This window comes from Pseudomonas fluorescens (assembly GCF_900636825.1).
In the GTDB taxonomy this organism is placed as follows: Bacteria; Pseudomonadota; Gammaproteobacteria; order Pseudomonadales; family Pseudomonadaceae; genus Aquipseudomonas; species Aquipseudomonas fluorescens_BG.
In genome coordinates this window covers 3,256,772-3,275,017 of the sequence record NZ_LR134318.1, presented here as the reverse complement: position 1 = coordinate 3,275,017, position 18,246 = coordinate 3,256,772, and the positions used below count along the sequence as shown (strand labels likewise).

At 59.6% G+C, this 18,246-nt stretch carries 15 protein-coding genes and 1 pseudogene; 8 read left to right on the top strand and 8 right to left on the bottom strand.

Features of this window, described 5'->3' with window-relative positions:
- Positions 1-53: 53 nt before the first annotated feature.
- A complete protein-coding gene (locus EL257_RS14730; RefSeq protein WP_331852493.1) occupies positions 54-3,680 on the bottom strand; it encodes a dermonecrotic toxin domain-containing protein in 3,627 nt (1,208 codons plus the stop codon).
- A gap of 72 nt (positions 3,681-3,752) precedes the next feature.
- Positions 3,753-4,904: a hypothetical protein gene (locus EL257_RS28275; protein WP_331852492.1), complete on the bottom strand. Its 1,152-nt coding sequence runs from the start codon at positions 4,902-4,904 to the stop codon at positions 3,753-3,755.
- 226 nt (positions 4,905-5,130) lie between these two features.
- Here EL257_RS28275 and EL257_RS14725 point away from each other — a divergent pair, with 226 nt between their 5' ends.
- Entirely contained in the window at positions 5,131-6,171 is a 1,041-nt protein-coding gene (locus EL257_RS14725) for an Ldh family oxidoreductase (protein ID WP_126363712.1), read from the top strand.
- A 62-nt stretch (positions 6,172-6,233) separates the two neighbouring features.
- On the opposite strand, the gene EL257_RS14720 is transcribed toward EL257_RS14725, so the two are convergent.
- Positions 6,234-6,551, bottom strand: coding sequence for a DUF883 family protein (locus EL257_RS14720; protein WP_126363710.1), 318 nt, complete (start codon positions 6,549-6,551; stop codon positions 6,234-6,236).
- A gap of 153 nt (positions 6,552-6,704) precedes the next feature.
- On the opposite strand from EL257_RS14720, the gene EL257_RS14715 reads away from it, so the two are divergent.
- Positions 6,705-6,959 (top strand): hypothetical protein, encoded by a 255-nt coding sequence (locus EL257_RS14715; RefSeq protein WP_034155999.1) that lies wholly within the window; start codon positions 6,705-6,707, stop codon positions 6,957-6,959.
- A 3-nt stretch (positions 6,960-6,962) separates the two neighbouring features.
- Here the strand turns inward: EL257_RS14715 and EL257_RS14710 are convergent, their stop codons facing one another.
- Positions 6,963-7,871, bottom strand: a complete 909-nt coding sequence (locus EL257_RS14710; protein ID WP_126363708.1) for a LysR family transcriptional regulator — start codon at positions 7,869-7,871, stop codon at positions 6,963-6,965.
- Between the two features lie 84 nt (positions 7,872-7,955).
- Here EL257_RS14710 and EL257_RS14705 point away from each other — a divergent pair, with 84 nt between their 5' ends.
- Complete coding sequence (locus tag EL257_RS14705) at positions 7,956-8,879, top strand: carbon-nitrogen hydrolase family protein (protein ID WP_126363706.1); 924 nt, start codon at positions 7,956-7,958, stop codon at positions 8,877-8,879.
- A gap of 112 nt (positions 8,880-8,991) precedes the next feature.
- On the opposite strand, the gene EL257_RS14700 is transcribed toward EL257_RS14705, so the two are convergent.
- The 3 genes from EL257_RS14700 to EL257_RS14690 all read right to left on the bottom strand — a co-directional run bounded on the left by EL257_RS14700 (position 8,992) and on the right by EL257_RS14690 (position 12,121).
- The gene (locus tag EL257_RS14700) at positions 8,992-9,465 is read right to left on the bottom strand and encodes an LEA type 2 family protein (RefSeq protein WP_126363704.1); all 474 of its coding nucleotides are present in this window, start codon (positions 9,463-9,465) and stop codon (positions 8,992-8,994) included.
- Positions 9,466-9,531: 66 nt separating this feature from the next.
- Positions 9,532-10,998: a nucleobase:cation symporter-2 family protein gene (locus tag EL257_RS14695; RefSeq protein ID WP_126363702.1), complete on the bottom strand. Its 1,467-nt coding sequence runs from the start codon at positions 10,996-10,998 to the stop codon at positions 9,532-9,534.
- A gap of 223 nt (positions 10,999-11,221) precedes the next feature.
- Positions 11,222-12,121, bottom strand: a complete 900-nt coding sequence (locus EL257_RS14690; protein ID WP_126363700.1) for a LysR family transcriptional regulator — start codon at positions 12,119-12,121, stop codon at positions 11,222-11,224.
- Positions 12,122-12,220: 99 nt separating this feature from the next.
- Here EL257_RS14690 and EL257_RS14685 point away from each other — a divergent pair, with 99 nt between their 5' ends.
- Both EL257_RS14685 and speB read left to right on the top strand, forming a co-directional pair.
- Entirely contained in the window at positions 12,221-13,312 is a 1,092-nt protein-coding gene (locus EL257_RS14685) for an extracellular solute-binding protein (protein WP_126363698.1), read from the top strand.
- A 29-nt stretch (positions 13,313-13,341) separates the two neighbouring features.
- Positions 13,342-14,301 (top strand): agmatinase, encoded by a 960-nt coding sequence (gene speB, locus EL257_RS14680; protein WP_126363696.1) that lies wholly within the window; start codon positions 13,342-13,344, stop codon positions 14,299-14,301.
- Positions 14,302-14,408: 107 nt separating this feature from the next.
- On the opposite strand, the gene EL257_RS14675 is transcribed toward speB, so the two are convergent.
- A complete protein-coding gene (locus tag EL257_RS14675; RefSeq protein ID WP_126363694.1) occupies positions 14,409-15,461 on the bottom strand; it encodes an aldo/keto reductase in 1,053 nt (350 codons plus the stop codon).
- Between the two features lie 128 nt (positions 15,462-15,589).
- Here EL257_RS14675 and zapE point away from each other — a divergent pair, with 128 nt between their 5' ends.
- The 3 genes and pseudogenes from zapE (at position 15,590) to EL257_RS14660 (ending at position 18,201) form a co-directional block, all read left to right on the top strand.
- Positions 15,590-16,708, top strand: coding sequence for a cell division protein ZapE (gene zapE / locus EL257_RS14670; protein ID WP_126363692.1), 1,119 nt, complete (start codon positions 15,590-15,592; stop codon positions 16,706-16,708).
- Positions 16,709-16,725: 17 nt separating this feature from the next.
- A complete protein-coding gene (locus EL257_RS14665) occupies positions 16,726-17,307 on the top strand; it encodes a DinB family protein (protein ID WP_126363690.1) in 582 nt (193 codons plus the stop codon).
- A gap of 397 nt (positions 17,308-17,704) precedes the next feature.
- Positions 17,705-18,201: pseudogene (locus EL257_RS14660) on the top strand (GNAT family N-acetyltransferase).
- Positions 18,202-18,246 lie beyond the last annotated feature (45 nt).

Sequence of the window (18,246 nt, the reverse complement as noted above, 5' to 3'; positions counted from 1 at the left end):
TTTCAGCAACATGCGCAGCTTGAGGCTGCGCATTTTTTTGCCTGTCGCAGCAATCACCCGTCGAGTTTTCGGCCCATTTCGCAAATCAGCATCGCCAGCGAGTCAGCGTTGATCAGGATCGTTTTGATCCGCGCCTGCGCTTTGTTCTGGTCGAGAAAGGCATTGCGTGCTTCGGCCAGCGTCAGGCTTGAAGTGGCTTTCAGAATGCCTTTGCAGGCGGACGACGCATCCAGGCCTTCAATCTGGTCCAGGCCAACCCAGTCTTCATCTTCACTGTCCCAGCGCCCGAACAACTGTTCTCGGGGCGTGGCCAATGACAAGGCCTCACGTTGAAATGCCTGCTGCGCCTGCTTCAATTCCTGGCCTTGCGGCGTTGTCACCGAAATCAGGTCGGCGAATGGTCGGCGCGATTCGACCATGGTGATATCGATGGCGTTGCTCACAATGTGGGCAAACTCATGGATCAGCAGCGCGGCCTGGGCGTGCCCGTCGACGTTGAACGGTTCGGTTGTTCCGGTCTTGTACCAGTCCAGGTGCGGTTCGAAAAACAGCTCGGAGAAGTGGACCTTCCTCTCAGGATCGCCATCGAGTACGAAGGCTGACATTCGGCCCTCAGGGTATTTGTTGGTGCCGATGACGAAACGATCGGTATTCATCAGGTCTTCGGTCGGATCCACCAATGCGTTGCAGATCGGTACGATCGCATTGTGAATGTTGCCCAGCAGGTCGGCGTCCACCGTGGGCACATCGAAAAAGGATTTGAGGAAGGTTTCCAGCCGGGGATTGCTGACCTTGTTTTTCAGCTGCGCGAGATTATGCAAACTGTTGAACGCGTAAAAGCGGGCGACGTCGATCGCCTGCACCAGCATCCACGCCCTTAGCGGATGTTTGCGACGAATCTCTTTCATGCCTTGCGCTTGAATGTTCAGCGCCTCGCGCGCCTCAGGGCTGGCTTTTTTCCGCCGCCCGAAGGTCGACAGGACTTTACCTGCACGGATGGCGCGTACGTTGGGATCCAGCACCAGCACGTTGTCTTTCTTGCACAGGCCCGGGCCGAACGTCTGGCCATCGTACATATGCAGGGCGGCACCGTTTTTCTTCACGCGCAGAACCTTGCCATCAATCGCGGCGTAGGTTTTTTTGTCGGTTGCGTCGAGGTAGGTGCCTTTGCTGGCGTTGTGGCGCAGATCCTTGAGGGCGACGTCCTGGGCTTCAAAAGACTGTAATTGAGTCCGCGCCGGCGCAGTGGGGCTGATGTTCTTCCAAGAGGGGGTGAATTTTTCCGGGTCCTTCTCGGGCGTTTTCTTCGCCTCTTCTGTGGGCGGCTCTTTGGGCGACTCTTCAAGCGATTCTGCGGGCGACTCTGTGGATGCTGGCTTCGGCGAATTGTCCTCCAGCGCCAGTCGCCCGAGGCTGACCATTTCCACCGCGCCATCGATGAATGACCGCAAAGCGCGTTTCCAGTGATGGTTCTGCAGGTTTTCCGCCGAGGCCTTGAAGTCTTTATAGGCCTGCCAAAGGAACGGCACATAAGCCAGTTTGCCGGGCAATAATCCGGCTACCCGTTGCACTCCCTCACTGAATACATGCTTCGCCGCCTCCCAGTCCGCTTGCGCGGTGCTCTGCGCCTGACTGCCGAGAAATTGCTTGAGCAGGCTGCGGTTGTCGGCGAACAGTTGCTCAAACAAGTTGCCTGTAATCGCCTGCGTGACCAGGGTCATTTCACTGGTTTCACCGACAGTGGACTGCAACAGGCTACGGAACCCGGCCTGGTGCGTTACCGGTAAACGCCGTAGCAGCAGCTCCTGCAAGGCCCCGGGAGTGTTCAACGCGGCGATAAGTTTTGTGGGGTTTTCAAACTCGTGAAAAACCGTGTCGGAGTAAGGCGCGAACAGGACTGACGGACCTTTTTGCCCGTTGCCCGGGCCAAAAACATACAGCCCCAGCGACTTCACGACCTCGGCGCCTGAGGTCTTGATCAATGCCAAGGGCGAGACGACGGCATCGGCACCAGAGACTGTGGCGCGGGCAATGCCGTCGGGGATGTCCAGCACCTGGCAGATAAAGTCGAATGCAGTCTCGGACAGTTGTCGTTGCAGTTTCAATCCGTGGGCATGTTGCAACAGTTGCCACGGTAATTGCCTGGTAAAGCGCTGTTTTCGGGCTGTTCCGTCAGCGCCTGTGTCGGATAATTTCTCAAGCACTTTCGTCGCATAGGTCGACGCGATGTTCAGCGACAGCAGCAATTGCTTTACCGCCTGTTGATCCAGGCCGGCGGGCAACGCTTTCAAGGTTTTCACGGCAATGTTGAAACCGGTGCCCTGACTGACATTGATGTGATCCAGAGCAAACTCGGTCAGGCTGCGTGTCGGCCCTGCGAGCGCCAGAACGGGGGTGATTTCGATCAGTTCCGGATCCAGACTGTTCCCGGGAAACCGTGCGTTGAGCAACGTTTTAAGGCGTTGTTTGATGTACCCGGGCAAGTCGGGAACGCCGTCAAGGTAATCCTTGTTGTCGCTGACGTTGTTGTGCCATTGCTCCAGCAGTTCAAGATGCAATTGCTGCTCTTTGACGGGCGCCATGCCGAGCCACGCGGGCAGCGTTTGCTGTTGGTGAATAGCCCTCGAAACTGCAGCAGCGCGCAGCAGATTGGTGAAGTCGGCCGTGCGCGTCAGCCGTTTCAGAGCCGCGGCCAGTTTGTTCGAGTCAGTGATGCGTCCGCGCAAGTATTCCGAGTGCGCCAACGTATGGCTGATGGCCGATTCGATACGGTTGCCCAGCAGGTCGTCCTCGATCAGTCGAAAGGGCCCGAGTTGGTAATTCCGGGCCTGACGCCATTGGGCGGGGGGCAGATTTTCCAATAGCACCTGGCGCTTGGCACTGTCTTCAAGCAGGCGGCTCAACGCCAGGCGCGCACTACTCAAATGGTCGAAAGCTTCCAGCCCCAGGGCGGGTGTCCACGTCAGTACCCGGCCGGAATGCCGGTCATCGAGCCCACCCCGTTCCGTCAACAGGAAACAACCAGCCAGAGGCATCAATGACTGTTCGCCGGGGACTTGAAGGGTGATCGCATAAGCATCGGGACGAAAACCATTGAGCGCCTTGCGCTCCCGTCGGCTGCGGTCAGTGGAATTGAAAACGGTGTCAACGATGGCTTTGTCGCACGCGGCGAAACTGCCTTGCATGTGCCTCATTCGTGCTTCGGTGCGAATGCCCATCGATAAAGCATCCACCCACTTTGCCTTGAGGTTTTGCAGGTAGGTGCGCTGCTCGCTTTGTGTCGCAGTGGGCTGGGCGCTGAATTCGTTGTCAAGAGGTGCGGCGATGCTGTCACAGGTTTTGCTGGCCAGCAGGGCGGCGTCGGCAAGCACGCTGGATGGCTGTTGATTGCTGGCAATCACCGGACGGGTACTCCAGCGGCCGTTGCTGTCGAGGCTCAGCAGTTGTTCATGAATCATCGCGCGAATATCCAGCGCCTGATCACATAAGGCGTCAATGTCTACAGCCCCCTCGCTATGCCGGAATACCTGCAAGGCATACAAAATATTCTGCCGCTGCTTGGTGAGAATGAACTCAAACAGCACCTTGAAAATTTCCCCTCCGACCATTTCCCCGCGCACGCTCGGTTGTTCGAAACTCTGATAGCGCAGGCGCTCTTCCAGGCTCAGCAGGGCGTACATTTCATCTTCGTGCCCCGGTTGGCTGAACTTGCTCAGCACCGTGTCCTTGAGGTCTGCGTAATCCGTGAGCCGTTACAGCCCCGAGGACGGGGTGTACAGGAAGGCGTTGACGTCACCAAGCATCAGCGAGCCGGCGGGTTCGATGTAGTTGGCCTCATGCTCCCAGACCTGCAGCGTTTCTATCGTCGGGCGGCGACTGCCGGCAATCGGTCTGACGATCAGATGCAGCGTGTCGAACTGGTCTGCGCTGATGATCTGCGCTTCGCGCTTGAGCAACAGCTCGGTGCGGGCCTGGCTGGTCAAGGCATTGGCGAATAACAGACGGCGTGGTGAGCCATCGGCACACGGGGCATCCCAGAACGCTTCGAGTTGTTCGAACAGCAGAACGGGGAGCTTGCTGCAAATATGCACCACGGCCTTTCCCCATTTCTCCTGATCATCTTCGTGGGGTGTTTTGCCCGGATTGGAAAATTCGTGTTGCTGGTTCGCCGGCCATTGCGCAGTGCGATAAAACCTCAGCAGCGCCTCACTCAGACTCATGGAGTCGAGCCAGTAACGCGCGTTCGTTTCACCGGATTCGCTGTCCGGTTCCGGCAGCGTGTAGAAGCTCACCCGGCTGTGGCGATGGGCAAGTTGGCCAAACTCGGCCTGCAGCCATGTATCCAGGCATTGATTCAGCAGGGTGTCCAGCGACGGAAGCTGCGTCAATTCGTCCATCAGCGCCTGGGCATTGATTTGCCGTGCCTGTATCAGCGCGTCTTTTTGCATCTCGAAAACTTCGCCGTCGATGGTCTCGAAGGACAGCGTGAGGGTTTTCGCCTCGACTATTCGGCGGCGCTGCGAGAACGCGACAAAGGCCAGCAGATCGTCGTCTTCGTCAGCCTCCTCGAGGAGTTTTTGCAGGGCGGTTTTCAGGCTGGCGCGGCTGTCGTATTTCTTGATGCCTGCATAGGGGGTGTAGAGGATATGGGCGTGTTCGTCGGGAGTGGCACTAAGAACGAAGGCGCCGGCGAGTGGTACCGGTGCCGCTTGATCAACATTGACCAGAACGCGCTCGGCGAGCATGGCCGGTGTTTGTTCACTGCGCAGAGTGTGGGTCGCCAGGGAAAGGTGCCCAAGCCATCTGAAATCCTTCTCCGATAGACCGTGGGTTTTGCCCAGAGCTTTCCACAGGCCAGGCGAATTCAGGGTTTCCGGAAACAACAGCGGTGCGGTGGCAGTCATCGTCAAGTCTCGAGCAAAGCGCACAGGCGCCGAAAGATGAAAGCTCAAGACTGCGGGTCAACGAAGCGGCGCAGGTGGTACATGGTTATGGCACGGACGACGGCAAAGTGTGCTGGCATGCCCATCGCCGACGCTAGGGTTGACACAGCACCGGGCGGGCATGGTTAATCAGGATGCGGTTGTTCGTACGCTGTTGTTCCCTCCAATAATCAGTCTGGAGCTTCAGATGTCTGCGCCACACGATGCTGTTTCCGCAACTGCTTCATCTACTTTGTCACTGCAAGCGCTGACGCAACTGCTTGAAACGATCTTTCTCAATCACGGTACCTCAGCCGACGTCGCCCGCGTGCTGGCGGCTAACTGTGCCGGCGCCGAGCGCGATGGCGCGCACAGTCACGGCGTGTTTCGCATGCCAGGTTACGTTTCGACCCTGAAAAGCGGCTGGGTCAACGGTCAGGCCGTCCCGCAAGTCGAGGATGTTGCTCCGGGCTTTGTGCGGGTTGATGCCGCCAACGGTTTCGCGCAACCGGCGCTGGCGGCGGCACGTCCGCTGTTGGTGGAAAAAGCCCGGCACGCGGGGATCGCGGTGCTGGCGATCCGCAACTCGCATCACTTCGCAGCGCTGTGGCCGGATGTCGAACCGTTCGCCGAGGAAGGGCTGGTGGCGTTGAGCGTGGTCAACAGCATGACGTGCGTGGTGCCGCATGGCGCCGATCGACCGCTGTTCGGGACCAACCCGATTGCCTTCGCCGCGCCACGGGCAGGCGGCGCGCCGATTGTGTTTGACCTGGCCACCAGCGCCATCGCCCATGGTGATGTGCAGATCGCCGCACGTGAGGGGGAGCGATTGCCGGCGGGGACGGGCGTCGACAGCCTCGGCCAGCCGACTCAGGACCCCAAGGCGATCCTCGAGGGCGGTGCGCTGCTGCCATTCGGCGGCCACAAAGGCTCAGCGCTGTCGATGATGGTCGAACTGCTGGCGGCGGCGTTGACCGGCGGCAATTTTTCGTTCGAGTTTGACTGGTCCAATCATCCGGGGGCGAAAACGCCGTGGACCGGGCAGCTGCTGATCGTCATCGATCCGAACAAATCGGCGGGGCAAAGTTTTGCCGAGCGCAGTCAGGAATTGGTGCGGCAGATGCACGGCGTCGGACTCAAGCGCTTACCCGGTGACCGGCGGCACTTGCAGCGCGCCCGATCACTGGCCGACGGCATCGGGCTCGACGAGCAAACCCTGGCGCAGTTGCGAGATCTGGCCGGGCAGTGACTTTTCGCCAGGCATGAAAAAGGCGAGCCAAATGGCTCGCCTTTTTTTGGCGGGGTCTGCGCTTAGCGACGACCGAGCAGCAAACCGACCACCAGACCAAAACCGGCCGAGATCGCTACGGTTTGCCATGGATGGCCGCCAATGTAGCTTTCAGTGGCGTCGACTGCGGGTTTGGTGCGGTCGCGCACGCTGGATACCGAATCCAGTGCCTGCTGCAACTTCAAGCCGATTTGACCGCGCAGGGTCTCCGCTTCTTCGCCGACCATCGAGGCGCTGCTCTTGAGCAGTTTCTCCGATTCTTCGATCAGGGCCTGAAGCTCGCTGAACGCTTGATCCTTGATTTGCTCCTGAGCGGCTTGCACGGCGGATTTGCGGGCCATTGGTGATCTCCTTGCAGGTGAATGAACAGTGAACAATGGAGTGTAGCGCTAGGCAAAAAGTTGCATGAATGTCTGGCAGACAGAAAAACCTGCGCGGGAGATTTCAGCCGAGCGTGTAAGATGTCGGCATTTTACGCAGCAGGATAATTTCCCATGAGTTTCAATCTGGCCGACAAACCCCTCGCAGAGCGCGCGGCGCTGGAGGATGAGAAATCCCGTCTGTTCGAACTCTGGCAAAACAACCTCGGTAAAGCCAAAGGCGAGGCCGCGCGCTTGTTTGGCGAGCGCGGCAAGCGCAAAGGCAAATGGGCCGAATGGGTCCGTGCGGAGCTGGACGGCATGTCGCCCCCTGAGTTCGCCAATATGGTGCGCAGCGAAGTCAACCGCTTGATGGCGGCAAACAAGTAAGCGTCAGCCGAAACTGGCGGCAATCACCTCACGGACTTTGACTATCACCGGATCGATCTGGGTGCTGGTGCGCCAGCCCAGCTCGATCGGATAGCGTGGCAGGGCCAGCGGGCAGGGCAGCAGCGCCAGCCCGCTGTGCGCCGCGATCCCCTCAGCGGCGTGCGCCGGAATCGTCGCCACGGCCTGACTGCCCTTGAGCAGGTAAGGCAATGCCGCAAAATGCGTGGTCGAGGCGCAGACCCGCCGACTCAGCCCGAGCGCCGCCAACCCCTCATCGGTAATCCCGATAAACCCGCCGGACGACACCAGAATGTGCTCGCGGGCCACGAACTCCTGCAGACCGATTTCCTGCTGACCGCGCGCAAGACTCGCCGGATCGATCAGACACGCGTAGCCGCCTTCGCCCAACACCTGCCGGCTGAGCAAGCGTTCGGCAAACCCACCTGCAGTGATTGCCAGATCGATGCTGCGCTCCATCAGCGCGCGGGCGACGATCTGGCTGTGGGTCTGGCGAAAAATCAGTCGCAGCTTCGGCGCACTGCGGGCGATTTCTTCGATCAAGCGGCGACCGTAGGCAATCTCGAAGTCGTCCGATAGCCCCACCGTGACCGAGCGACCTTCGTATTGATTGGCCGCCGGGTCGACCATCGCCAGACTTTGCCGGCATTTGTTCAGCGCCTCACTGACCACCGGTTTCAACTGGTTAGCCCTTAGCGTGGGCGCGAGGCCGCGTCCGGTGCGCACAAACAACGGGTCGCCGTAGACATCGCGCAAACGCCGCAACGCAGCGCTCACCGCCGATTGCGTGACGCCCAGGCGCAGTGCCGCGCGGCTGGCGCTGGATTCTTCATGCAGGGCTTCGAAGACTTTCAATAAATTGAGATCGACATTGGCGATATTCATTTGGCTCATATCATTCAGCAGTGTTTCGGGCTTTATTCATGATCGCGTGACGCAACACAATCAGCAACCTTTGAACCTGATGGAGTCAATGCGATGCCCAAGTCGATTGTTGCTGCGCTGCAGATCGGTGCTTTGCCCGGCGGCAAAAGTGAAACCCTGGAACAGATTCTCGGTTGGGAAAGCGCGATCAGCGAATCCGGCGCGGCGCTGGTGGTCATGCCCGAGGCGCTGCTCGGCGGGTACCCGAAGGGCGAGGGCTTCGGCACGCAATTGGGTTATCGCCTGCCCGAAGGCCGTGAGGCCTATGCACATTACTTTGCCAACGCGATTGATGTGCCGGGCGTGGAGACCGACGCGCTGGCCGGGCTATCGGCGCGCACTGGCGCCAACCTGGTAATTGGCGTGATCGAGCGGGCCGGCAGCACGTTGTATTGCACCGCGCTGTATTTCGACCCGCAACTCGGCCTGACCGGCAAACATCGCAAATTGATGCCGACCGGCACTGAACGACTGATCTGGGGCAAGGGCGACGGCTCGACGCTGCCGGTATTCGATACCCCAGTCGGCAAGCTCGGCGCGGTAGTGTGCTGGGAAAACATGATGCCGCTGCTGCGCACGGCGATGTACGCCAAAGGCGTTGAAGTGTGGTGCGCACCGACCGTCGACGAGCGGGAAATGTGGCAAGTCAGCATGCGCCATATTGCTCACGAGGGACGGTGTTTTGTCGTCAGTGCCTGTCAGGTGCAGGCATCGCCTGAGGAACTGGGCGTCGAGATCGCCAACTGGCCGGCGGATCGCCCGCTGATTGCCGGTGGCAGCGTGATTGTCGGGCCAATGGGCGATGTGTTGGCTGGCCCATTGCGTGGGGAAGCGGGGCTGCTGACGGCCGATATCGACACCGATGAACTGATCCGCGCCCGCTACGACTACGACGTGGTCGGCCACTATGCGCGACCGGATGTGTTCGAGCTGTCGGTCGACGAGCGCGCCAGACCTGGCGTGCGTTTCAACACCTGAACCTCTGCCTACCCTGTAGGAGCTGCCGCAGGCTGCGATCTTTTGGTTTTCAAAGATCAAAAGATCGCAGCCTGCGGCAGCTCCTACAAGGAAGGTGGCAACTTTGCTGTGTTTACCACGCTGCCGCACTGGCCTTGGGCAGGCTCAACGTGCCGCTGTCGACAAATCGCCGGGTGCCGAACACGCCGCCGGCGAGTTTGCCGCGCAAGACGTAGGGCAGATTGTCGAGGGTTTGCGTCTGGCTCAGGCCGAGGGTCTGGCGCAGTACCGAGAACGCAGAAACGCTGACCGGCACGCTCACGATCGTTTCGGAAAAACGCGCAATCGTGCCGCTCTGATCGCTGACGCCCGACGCCAGTAAATGGCCATTGACGTCCAGGTCCAGGGCGATGCCGTTGTAATCGATAGCCGTGTCGTTGGGGTTCTGCACGCGCAGTTTGATCGCAAAACGTACCTCAAGCTCCTGGCTTGGCAGCGGTTCGAGGCCCACCACATTGATGTTCACCGGATCACGGTCGGGAAACAGGGCGCAGGCGCTGAGCGACAGCAACAATAACGATAGAACGATGGCTTGAAGGCGGCGCATAAACACACTCTCAACAAAAAAGGGCTGAACCGTCGCCGGCGCAGCCCTTTTTTTGTGGCGCAACGTTTAACGGTTCAACTGTGCGACAGCCGCTGGTTGGGCAGGTTCAGCCTTGGCGGCCATGTCCGGATTTTCCATGACTTGGAGAATAGAAGCTTCCGGGTCGAAGTCGTCTTCTTCCAATTCGATGAATTCTTCCGGAAGAAAGATGTTCAACACGATCGCACACAGCGCGCCGACGGTGATCGGCGATTCAAAGATGTTGCGCAGGGCTTGCGGCAGTTCGCGCAGCACTTCCGGAACGGCGGCGATGCCCAGGCCCATGCCCAGGGAAATCGCCACGATCAGCATGTTGCGCCGATGCAGGCCGGCTTCGGCGAGGATCTTGATCCCGGCCACGGCAACCGTGCCGAACATCACCAGCTCAGCGCCGCCGAGCACCGGTTTGGGCATCAACTGCAGCACCGCGCCAATCATCGGAAACAAACCCAGCAGCACCAGCAGACCGGCAATGAAGAACGCCACGTAGCGACTGGCCACGCCGGTGAGCTGGATCACGCCGTTGTTCTGCGCGAAGGTCACCATGGGCATGCTGTTGAACACTGCCGCCATCGCCGAGTTGAGGCCATCGGCGAGCAGCCCGGACTTGATCCGGCGAATGTACAACGGGCCTTTCACCGGTTGCCGCGAAATCATCGAGTTGGCAGTCAGGTCACCGGCGGCTTCCAGTGGCGAGACAAGGAAAATCACGGCCACCGGGACGAACGCCACCCAGTCGAAATTGAAGCCGTACTTGAACGGTACGGGCACGCTGACCAAAGGCACTTCAGGCATCGAAGCGAAGTCCACCGTGCCCATCAGCCAGGCGACGAAGTAACCGAGGGTCAGGCCAATGACGATCGCACCCAAGCGCAGGAACGGTACGTCGACGCGGTTGAGCACAACAATCGTGCCGATCACCAGCGCCGCGAGGAACACATGGCTGGCCGCGCCCAAGTCTGGCGCGCCGAAACCGCCGGCAATGTCGGTCATCGCCACTTTGATCAGCGAAAGGCCCATCAACGTGATGATCGTGCCGGTGACTACCGGAGTAATCAGCATGCGCAGTTTGCCGATGAACTGGCTCAACACCACTTCGATGAATGCGGCGAAAAAGCACACGCCGAAGATCGTCGAGAGGATTTCATCGGTGCCGCCGCCACGCGCCTTGACCATGAATCCGGCGCTGAGGATCACGCTGATAAAGGAAAAACTGGTGCCCTGCAGGCAGAGCAAACCTGAACCGACCGGGCCGAAACGCTTGGCCTGCACGAACGTGCCGAGGCCGGAAACGAACAATGCCATGCTGATCAGGTAAGGAATTTCACTCTGCAAACCCAGCGCGCCGCCCATGATCAACGTCGGGGTGATGATGCCGACGAAGCTGGCGAGCACATGTTGCAGTGCGGCAAATACGGTGGCAGTCAGGTGCGGACGGTCGTTGAGGCCGTAGATCAGATCGTTGTTGCGCGGGAGTTTGTTGGAGGCAGTCATGGTTTTTGCGCGCCGCGAGGCGGGGCCGGGTCAAAAAATGGACGCGCAGAATGCCGCAAGCGGACGGCGAGGGCAACGAGCAATAACTGCCCGAAAGGTCAGGTTTTATTGGGCGCCAACCTAATCCCCGTAGGAGCTGTCGAGTGAAACGAGGCTGCGATTTTTTGATCTTGCAAAGCAACATCAAAAGATCATCCGAACGCGGCCCGAGCCTCCGAAGCTTTTACACAGGTTTGAAAGCTGCCAACAAGTCTTCTTCGAAGGCTTTCTGCGCATCCCCCGGCACTTGCGCGCGATGCCTGGCCAGATGAAAAGCCACCTCGAAGCTCAGTTCACCTTCGCGCACGGTGCGCAACAAACCTTTTTCCTGCCAGCCCCGTGCGTAATGGTCAGGCAGATAGCCGACATGCTTGCCCGACAAGATAAAGGCGAGGGTGCCTTCAACCTGTTCAGAGCGGGCCGAGCAGACCTTGCCCTGAAATGGCTCGTCGCTGCGCAGAAAACGGTAGGGGTGATCAACCCGGTCGCAGGCCTCAAGCGCTGCATCGCCGGGCACCGCTTCTGTGAACAGTGGATGTCCCTTCGCGCAATATAAATGCTGGGTCTCGCTGAACAGTTGGCGGTAGTCGAAGGCACTTTGCACTTGCGAAAAATAGCCGATCGCCAGATCCAGTCTCTGTTGCAATAACAAACGTTCCATCTCGCCGGGCATGGCGCTGATCAATTCGATACGCACCGATTCGTCGCGCTCGCGAAAACGCCGGATAGCCTCGGCGACGCGTTGCAGTACCGACTGATCGACCGACTCGGAAATCCCCAGCCGCACCTCACCGATCAAGCGCCCAGCGACGCCGTTGGATTGATGACGAAATACCTCGATCGATTCGAACAACGCGCGCACGGCAGTCAGCAGATGTTCGCCCTTGGGCGTTACGTTGAATCCACCCTTGCCGCGACGGCAGACGCGATAACCCAGGCGCGTTTCCAGTTTCGCCATTTGCTGGCTGATGCTCGATTGGCTGAGGCCGAGATCGCCTTGCGCAGCGCTGAAGCCGCCGCATTCGACCACGCGGACGAACAGGCGCAACAACTGTAAATCGACGTCATGGAGTTGGCCGAGCATCACATTACTCCGGGATAAAGTCAGGATAATTAACGCGCTATTTTTCTAATGTATCCGACGGCGCATCCTGCCACCACTTCCTCCGCTCAGGTGTTCGTCATGGCTCCCGTGTTCAAGCTGTGTTTTTCCGCGCTGCTGTTGTCGATGGCGATCACCGCCGAGGCGGAAGACAAAACCCTGAATTTCTACAGTTGGGCCGATTATGTGTCGCCGTCAACCCTGCAACGCTTCGAGCAGGAGACCGGCATTCATGTGCGCTATGACACTTTCGATACCTCGGAAGTACTGGAAACCAAACTGCTCACCGGCGGCAGCGGTTATGACGTGGTGGTGCCATCATCCAGCGTTCTGGCCCGCGCGCTGGCCGCAGGTGCGCTGAAAGAAATTCCCCGCGAAGAGCTCAAGGGTTACGCCAATCTTGATCCTGATTTGCTGGAGAAACTCGCCGCCGTCGATCCTGGCAATCGCTACGGCGTGCCGTATACGTGGGGCACGCTGGGGCTGGGCATGAATGTCGAAGCAGTGAAGCAGCGTCTGCCGGACGCGCCGCTTAATAGCCTCGACTTGCTGTTCAAGCCCGAATACGCCAGCAAGCTGAAGGACTGCGGCATCGCGATCCTCGATTCGCCGCAGGAAGTCATTGGCCTGGCGCTGCATTATCTGGGCAAGGATCCTTACAGCATCGACAAACAGGATCTGGCCGCCGCCAGCGCGTTATTGCACAAACTTCAACCTTCCGTGCTGTACGTCGCTACCGGCCGGCAGATCAACGACCTGGCCAGCGGTAACGTTTGTCTGGCGCTGACCTACAACGGCGATGCGAGCATGGCCGCTGATCAGGCGCGCAAGGCCAACAAGCCGTACGAGGTCGCCTATCGCATCCCCAAGGAAGGCACCCTGATCTGGCAAGACAACCTCGCCATTCCCAAAGATGCGCCGCACCCGGACGCCGCCCGAGCCTTCATCGAATTCATGCTACGACCCGATTCGGTGGCTGAATTGACCAACACATTGTTTTTCGCCACTGCCAACCAGGCCGCCACGCCGCTGGTGGATGAAGCCGTGCGCGGCGATCCGGACATCTACCCAGCCAGCGATGTGCGGGCACGGTTGTACGCCGACCGCAGCATGAGCCTCAAGGACATGCGCCAGCGCACGCGCCTCTGGACCACTTTCCGTAGCCACCAATAGCCCTGAATACAATAAGAAGGAGCACATCGATGGACGTGCCAATGCAAAACGATCAGGCGATGACCCGTGACAGCCTTTACGGCACCGCCGCCGAAAGCACCTATGCCGGCATCACCAGTTTCATGCGCCGGCGTTACAGCCGTGACTTGCGCGGCGTCGACGTGGCGGTCAGTGGCGTACCGTTCGACACCGCCACTAGCAATCGTCCCGGCGCGCGTTTCGGGCCGCGCGGGATTCGCGCCGCGTCCACCGGCATCGCCTGGGAACGCCACTGGCCATGGACCTTCGACCCGTTCGATCATTTAGCCGTGATCGACTACGGCGACTGCGATTTCGATTACGGCTCGCCGCAGACAATCCCCGACAGCATCGAAGCCCACGCCGAGCGCATTCTCAGTGCCGGCAGCGCCATGCTTACCTTTGGCGGCGATCACTTCGTCAGCTACCCGCTGCTCAAGGCGCACGCGCGCAAACATGGCACGCTGTCGCTGATCCACTTCGATGCGCACAGCGACACCTGGCCGGACGAAGAGGGCAAACGCGTCGATCACGGCACCATGTTCTGGCATGCCGCGCGGGAAGGGCTGGTTGACCCGGCGCGCTCGGTGCAGATCGGTTTGCGCACCACCAATGACGACCCGATGGGTTTCCAGATCCTCGATGCCCGGCAAGTACATCGGCGCGGCTGTGAGGCAATTGTCGAAGCCATCCGCGCACGGGTCGGGGATAACCCGGTTTATCTGACGTTCGATATTGATTGCCTCGATCCGGCGTTTGCGCCCGGCACAGGCACGCCGGTGTGCGGGGGCTTGAGCACGGTGCAGGCGCTGGAGATCCTCGGTGGTTTGCGGGGGATCAATCTGGTGGGCATGGACGTGGTTGAGGTGGCGCCGGCATATGATCATGCCGACGTCACGTCGCTGGCGGCTGCGACATTGGCGATGGAAATGCTATGCCTCTACGCCGCCCGACACAAAGTCGATTGTTAAAACCCCCGTGCAGAACCCCTGTGGGAGCGAGCTTGCTCGCGAAGACGCCAGTTCAGCCAACCTGTTTCTGACTGACCTAGCGCCTTCGTGAGCAGACTCCAACCGTCTTACGCCACCGGAACCTTAGGCAAATCCAGCCTCTGCGAACCGGTATAACGCGGCGCAGAGCTGAGAATCGTCTCGTGTGGAACACCCGCCGGCGTGCTGCTGGTGCCATCGAGCCGGGCCAGTTGCTCGTCATCCAACTGCACGTCGAGTGCGCCTAGAGTGGCATCGAGTTGTTCGCGAGTGCGAGAGCCGAGAATCGGAATCAGCGCGGTGGTCGAGCGTTTGGCTTTTTCCTGCAACCAGGCAATGGCGACGTGGGTCGGGCTAACGCCGATTTCGCTGGCGACGGCAAGGAGGGTGTCGAGGAGGGCGGTTTCCCGGGCGCTTTTTTCCGCATGCACCAACATGCCGAGTTTGGCGGCGCGGGTGTTGTCGTCGCTGTTGCGATATTTGCCAGTGAGGAAGCCGCCGCCCAGTGACGACCACAGTGTGGCGGCCAAACCGAGCGCTTCAGCCATCGGCAGCAATTCGCGTTCAGCGCTGCGTTCGGCCAGGCTGTACTCGACCTGAATCGCTGCAATCGGCGCAAACCCACGCACCTCTGCAAGCACGTCGGCACGGGCGATGCGCCATGCCGGGAAGTTCGACAGTCCGGCGTAGTGAATTTTCCCCGCGCGAACCAGGTCATCAAGCCCGCGCAGGATTTCTTCCATGGGCGTCACGCCATCGCTGATATGCGCCCAGAACAGATCAATGTGATCGGTTTTCAGGCGCTTCAGGCTTTCCTCGACGGCACGCACCATGTTCTTGCGGTTGTTGCCAGTGTGGGAAATACCGTCTGCCGGTGTAGTACCCATCGTGTATTTGGTGGCGATCACCAGACGATCGCGCTCCGTGGCGATGAACTCGCTGAGCATCGATTCCGATTGCCCGCCCTGATAGCCATTGGCGGTGTCGATGAAGTTGCCGCCCGCCTCGAGGTAGCCATCAAAGATACGTTTGGCCTCGTCCCGCTCGGCGCCATGGCCCCAACCCGTGCCGAAGTTGCCAGCGCCCAGCGCCAGTTCCGAGACGCGCAAGCCGGTTTTACGGCCGAAGACTTTGTAGTGCATGGCGATACTCCTGGAGAAAATTATGGGCGAAATATTACTCAATATGATGCCGGTAATATTTATCGTCAAGCCATAGTTGCCAAACGGTCGAAGCCCCCGTTGATTGCGGCCGTGGCATACTGCCGCGCATGACTTTCGACTCCCCCCTCAGCGCTTGGCAGCATGCCATCGAGCACAACGGCTTCATTCAGGATGAAGCTCAGGAGCACGCCGTCTGGGCGTTGCAAAAATGTCACGAAGCCTTGCACGCTGGCGAACGTTCGGTTGCCGGCGTTTACTTGTGGGGCCCGGTCGGACGCGGCAAGACGTGGCTGATGGATCAGTTCTACCAAAGCTTGCGGGTGCCGTCGCGGCGTCAGCATTTCCATCACTTCATGGGCTGGGTGCACCAGCGCTCGTTCCAGTTGAGCGGGATCGCCGACCCATTGCGGGCGCTGGCAAGGGAACTGGCCGCCGAAGTGCGTGTGTTGTGTTTCGATGAGCTGTTCGTCAATGACATCGGCGATGCGATCATTCTTGGCCGTTTGTTCCAGGTGATGTTCGAGGAGGGCATGGTGGTGGTTTGCACCTCGAATCTGCCACCGGACGATCTCTACGCTGACGGCTTCAATCGCGACCGGTTCACCCCGGCGATTGCGGCGATCAAGGCACATATGCAAGTTGTGCCGGTCAATGGCGCCGAGGATCATCGTTTGCATCCGGGCGCCATTGAGCAGCGCTTCTTTGTGGCGATGCCGGGCTCGGTCAGCGCACTCGAAGAAGTGTTTCAAACGCTGACGCAGGGATGCGCGGCCAGCCAGCAACCCGTATCGGTCGGGCATCGCGTGCTCAATGTCATCAAGGCCAGCGAATCGGTGCTGTGGTGCCGCTATGCCGATCTGTGCGAGCAGCCATTCGCCGCCATGGATTTCATCACGCTGTGCGACACGTACCGGGCTATTCTGTTGAGCGATGTGCCGAATCTCAGCGCACAGAAGCGCGAAGGGCGCATCGCCCGGGGCACCGAAGACGGCGCTGAACGGGTGGTCGCCGGGGATCGCGAACTGCCGCAATTGTCAGTGCATGACGATGGCGTGCGGCGTTTTATTGCTCTGGTCGACGAGTGCTATGACCGCAAGGTGCCGCTTTACGTTGAGGCGCAGGTGCCGATGGCTGCGCTGTATACCGAGGGTTATCTGGAGTTTGCGTTTCGCCGTACGCTCAGCCGTTTGCAGGAGATGCAGCTGCAGCGCTTCGCCGAAAAGTGAGGGAAGAGGGCGCAACCATGAATCAACCGCTGTCCCACCATTTGTTGACCATGGCCTATCAGAATGCCTGGGCCAATCACCGATTGGCCAAGGCCTGGACGCAACTCGACGACACTGAACTGACGGCGCCGCGGGTGAGTTTCTTTCCGAGCATTCGCCTGACCCTCAATCACATTCTGACCTGCGACTGGTTCTACGTTGATGCGCTGGGACGGGAGCTGCGCGGCGCCGAACCGCATCCCGATTGCTACGTGTTCTTCAATCTGGATGAGCCGTTCACCGCTGCTCGCCCGTTGCGCGACGAACAGGCTCATGTTGATCGGCGCCTGATCGCCTATTGCGAGCAGCTGCGCGACGCCGACCTGTCGCGCATCGTCACCATCGCCCGCGAGACACCGCAGCACGACAGCCGTTTGCGTTTGCTCTCGCATCTGTTTGAACACCAGATTCATCATCGTGGACAGGTGCACGCGATGCTCAGCGATACGTCGGTAAAACCGCCGCAGCTGGATGAATTTTTCTGTGCGGGTGAAGCGGCGTTGCGCGCCGAGGATTTCGCCGAACTGGGCTGGACTGAAGAACTGATCTGGGGCCGTTGAAAAGCAAAGATCGCAGCCTCGTTGCACTCGACAGCTCCTACACAAATCTCCGTCTCGCGATGATCGTGTGGGCGCTGCGGTCTTTTGATCTTGAAAAGATCGCAGCCTCGTTGCACTCGACAGCTCCTACGCAAACCTCAGCCTCTCGATGATCGTGTGGGCGCTGCGGTCTTTTGATCTTGAAAAGATCGCAGCCTCGTTGCACTCGACAGCTCCTACATAAACCTCAGCCTCGCGATGATCGCGTAGGAGCTGCGGCACGCTGCGATCTTTTGATCTTTTGATCTTTTGATCTTTAGCGTGCAGTGGGTTGCCTGGCCGATCACCGCCGCGCTAAGGTCGAGCAGCCTGTCAGCGCGCACTTTGCGCGCCGGGGCTCATGTGTTCGGGGATGGAAATGGATTCCGCAGAAATTCTTGTAATTCAGGCCAGCTACAGCAATCCAACGCACGCCGAGGCCATCGGTATTGTGCTCAACCATTACGCAGAAGACCCCATGGGCGGTGGCCATCCGATCGCCCCGAAGTTGCTGCGGCGCTTGCCGGAAGAACTCGCGCGACGCCCCCATGCGTTCAGTGTGCTGGCTTTCGTCGATGGCGAGCCGGCTGGATTGGTCAATTGTTTCGAAGGGTTTTCCACCTCGCCTGCAAACCGCTGATCAACGTGCACGATGTCGCCGTGGTGGGCAAATTCCGCGGCTTGGGCTTGAGCCAGAAAATGCTGCGCAAGGTCGAAGATATTGCCCGCCAGCGCGGCTGCTGCAAGATCACGCTGGAAGTGCTCGAAGGCAATGCCGTTGCGCAGAATGCCTACGGCAAATTCGGCTTCGCGCCAGGCATGTTCGACCCGGATCACGGGCGCATGCTGTTCTGGATCAAGGAACTGCAGGCGTAAAAAAAGGCGCCCGGTAGGGCGCCCAACTGTCGTCTTTCGGGCCAG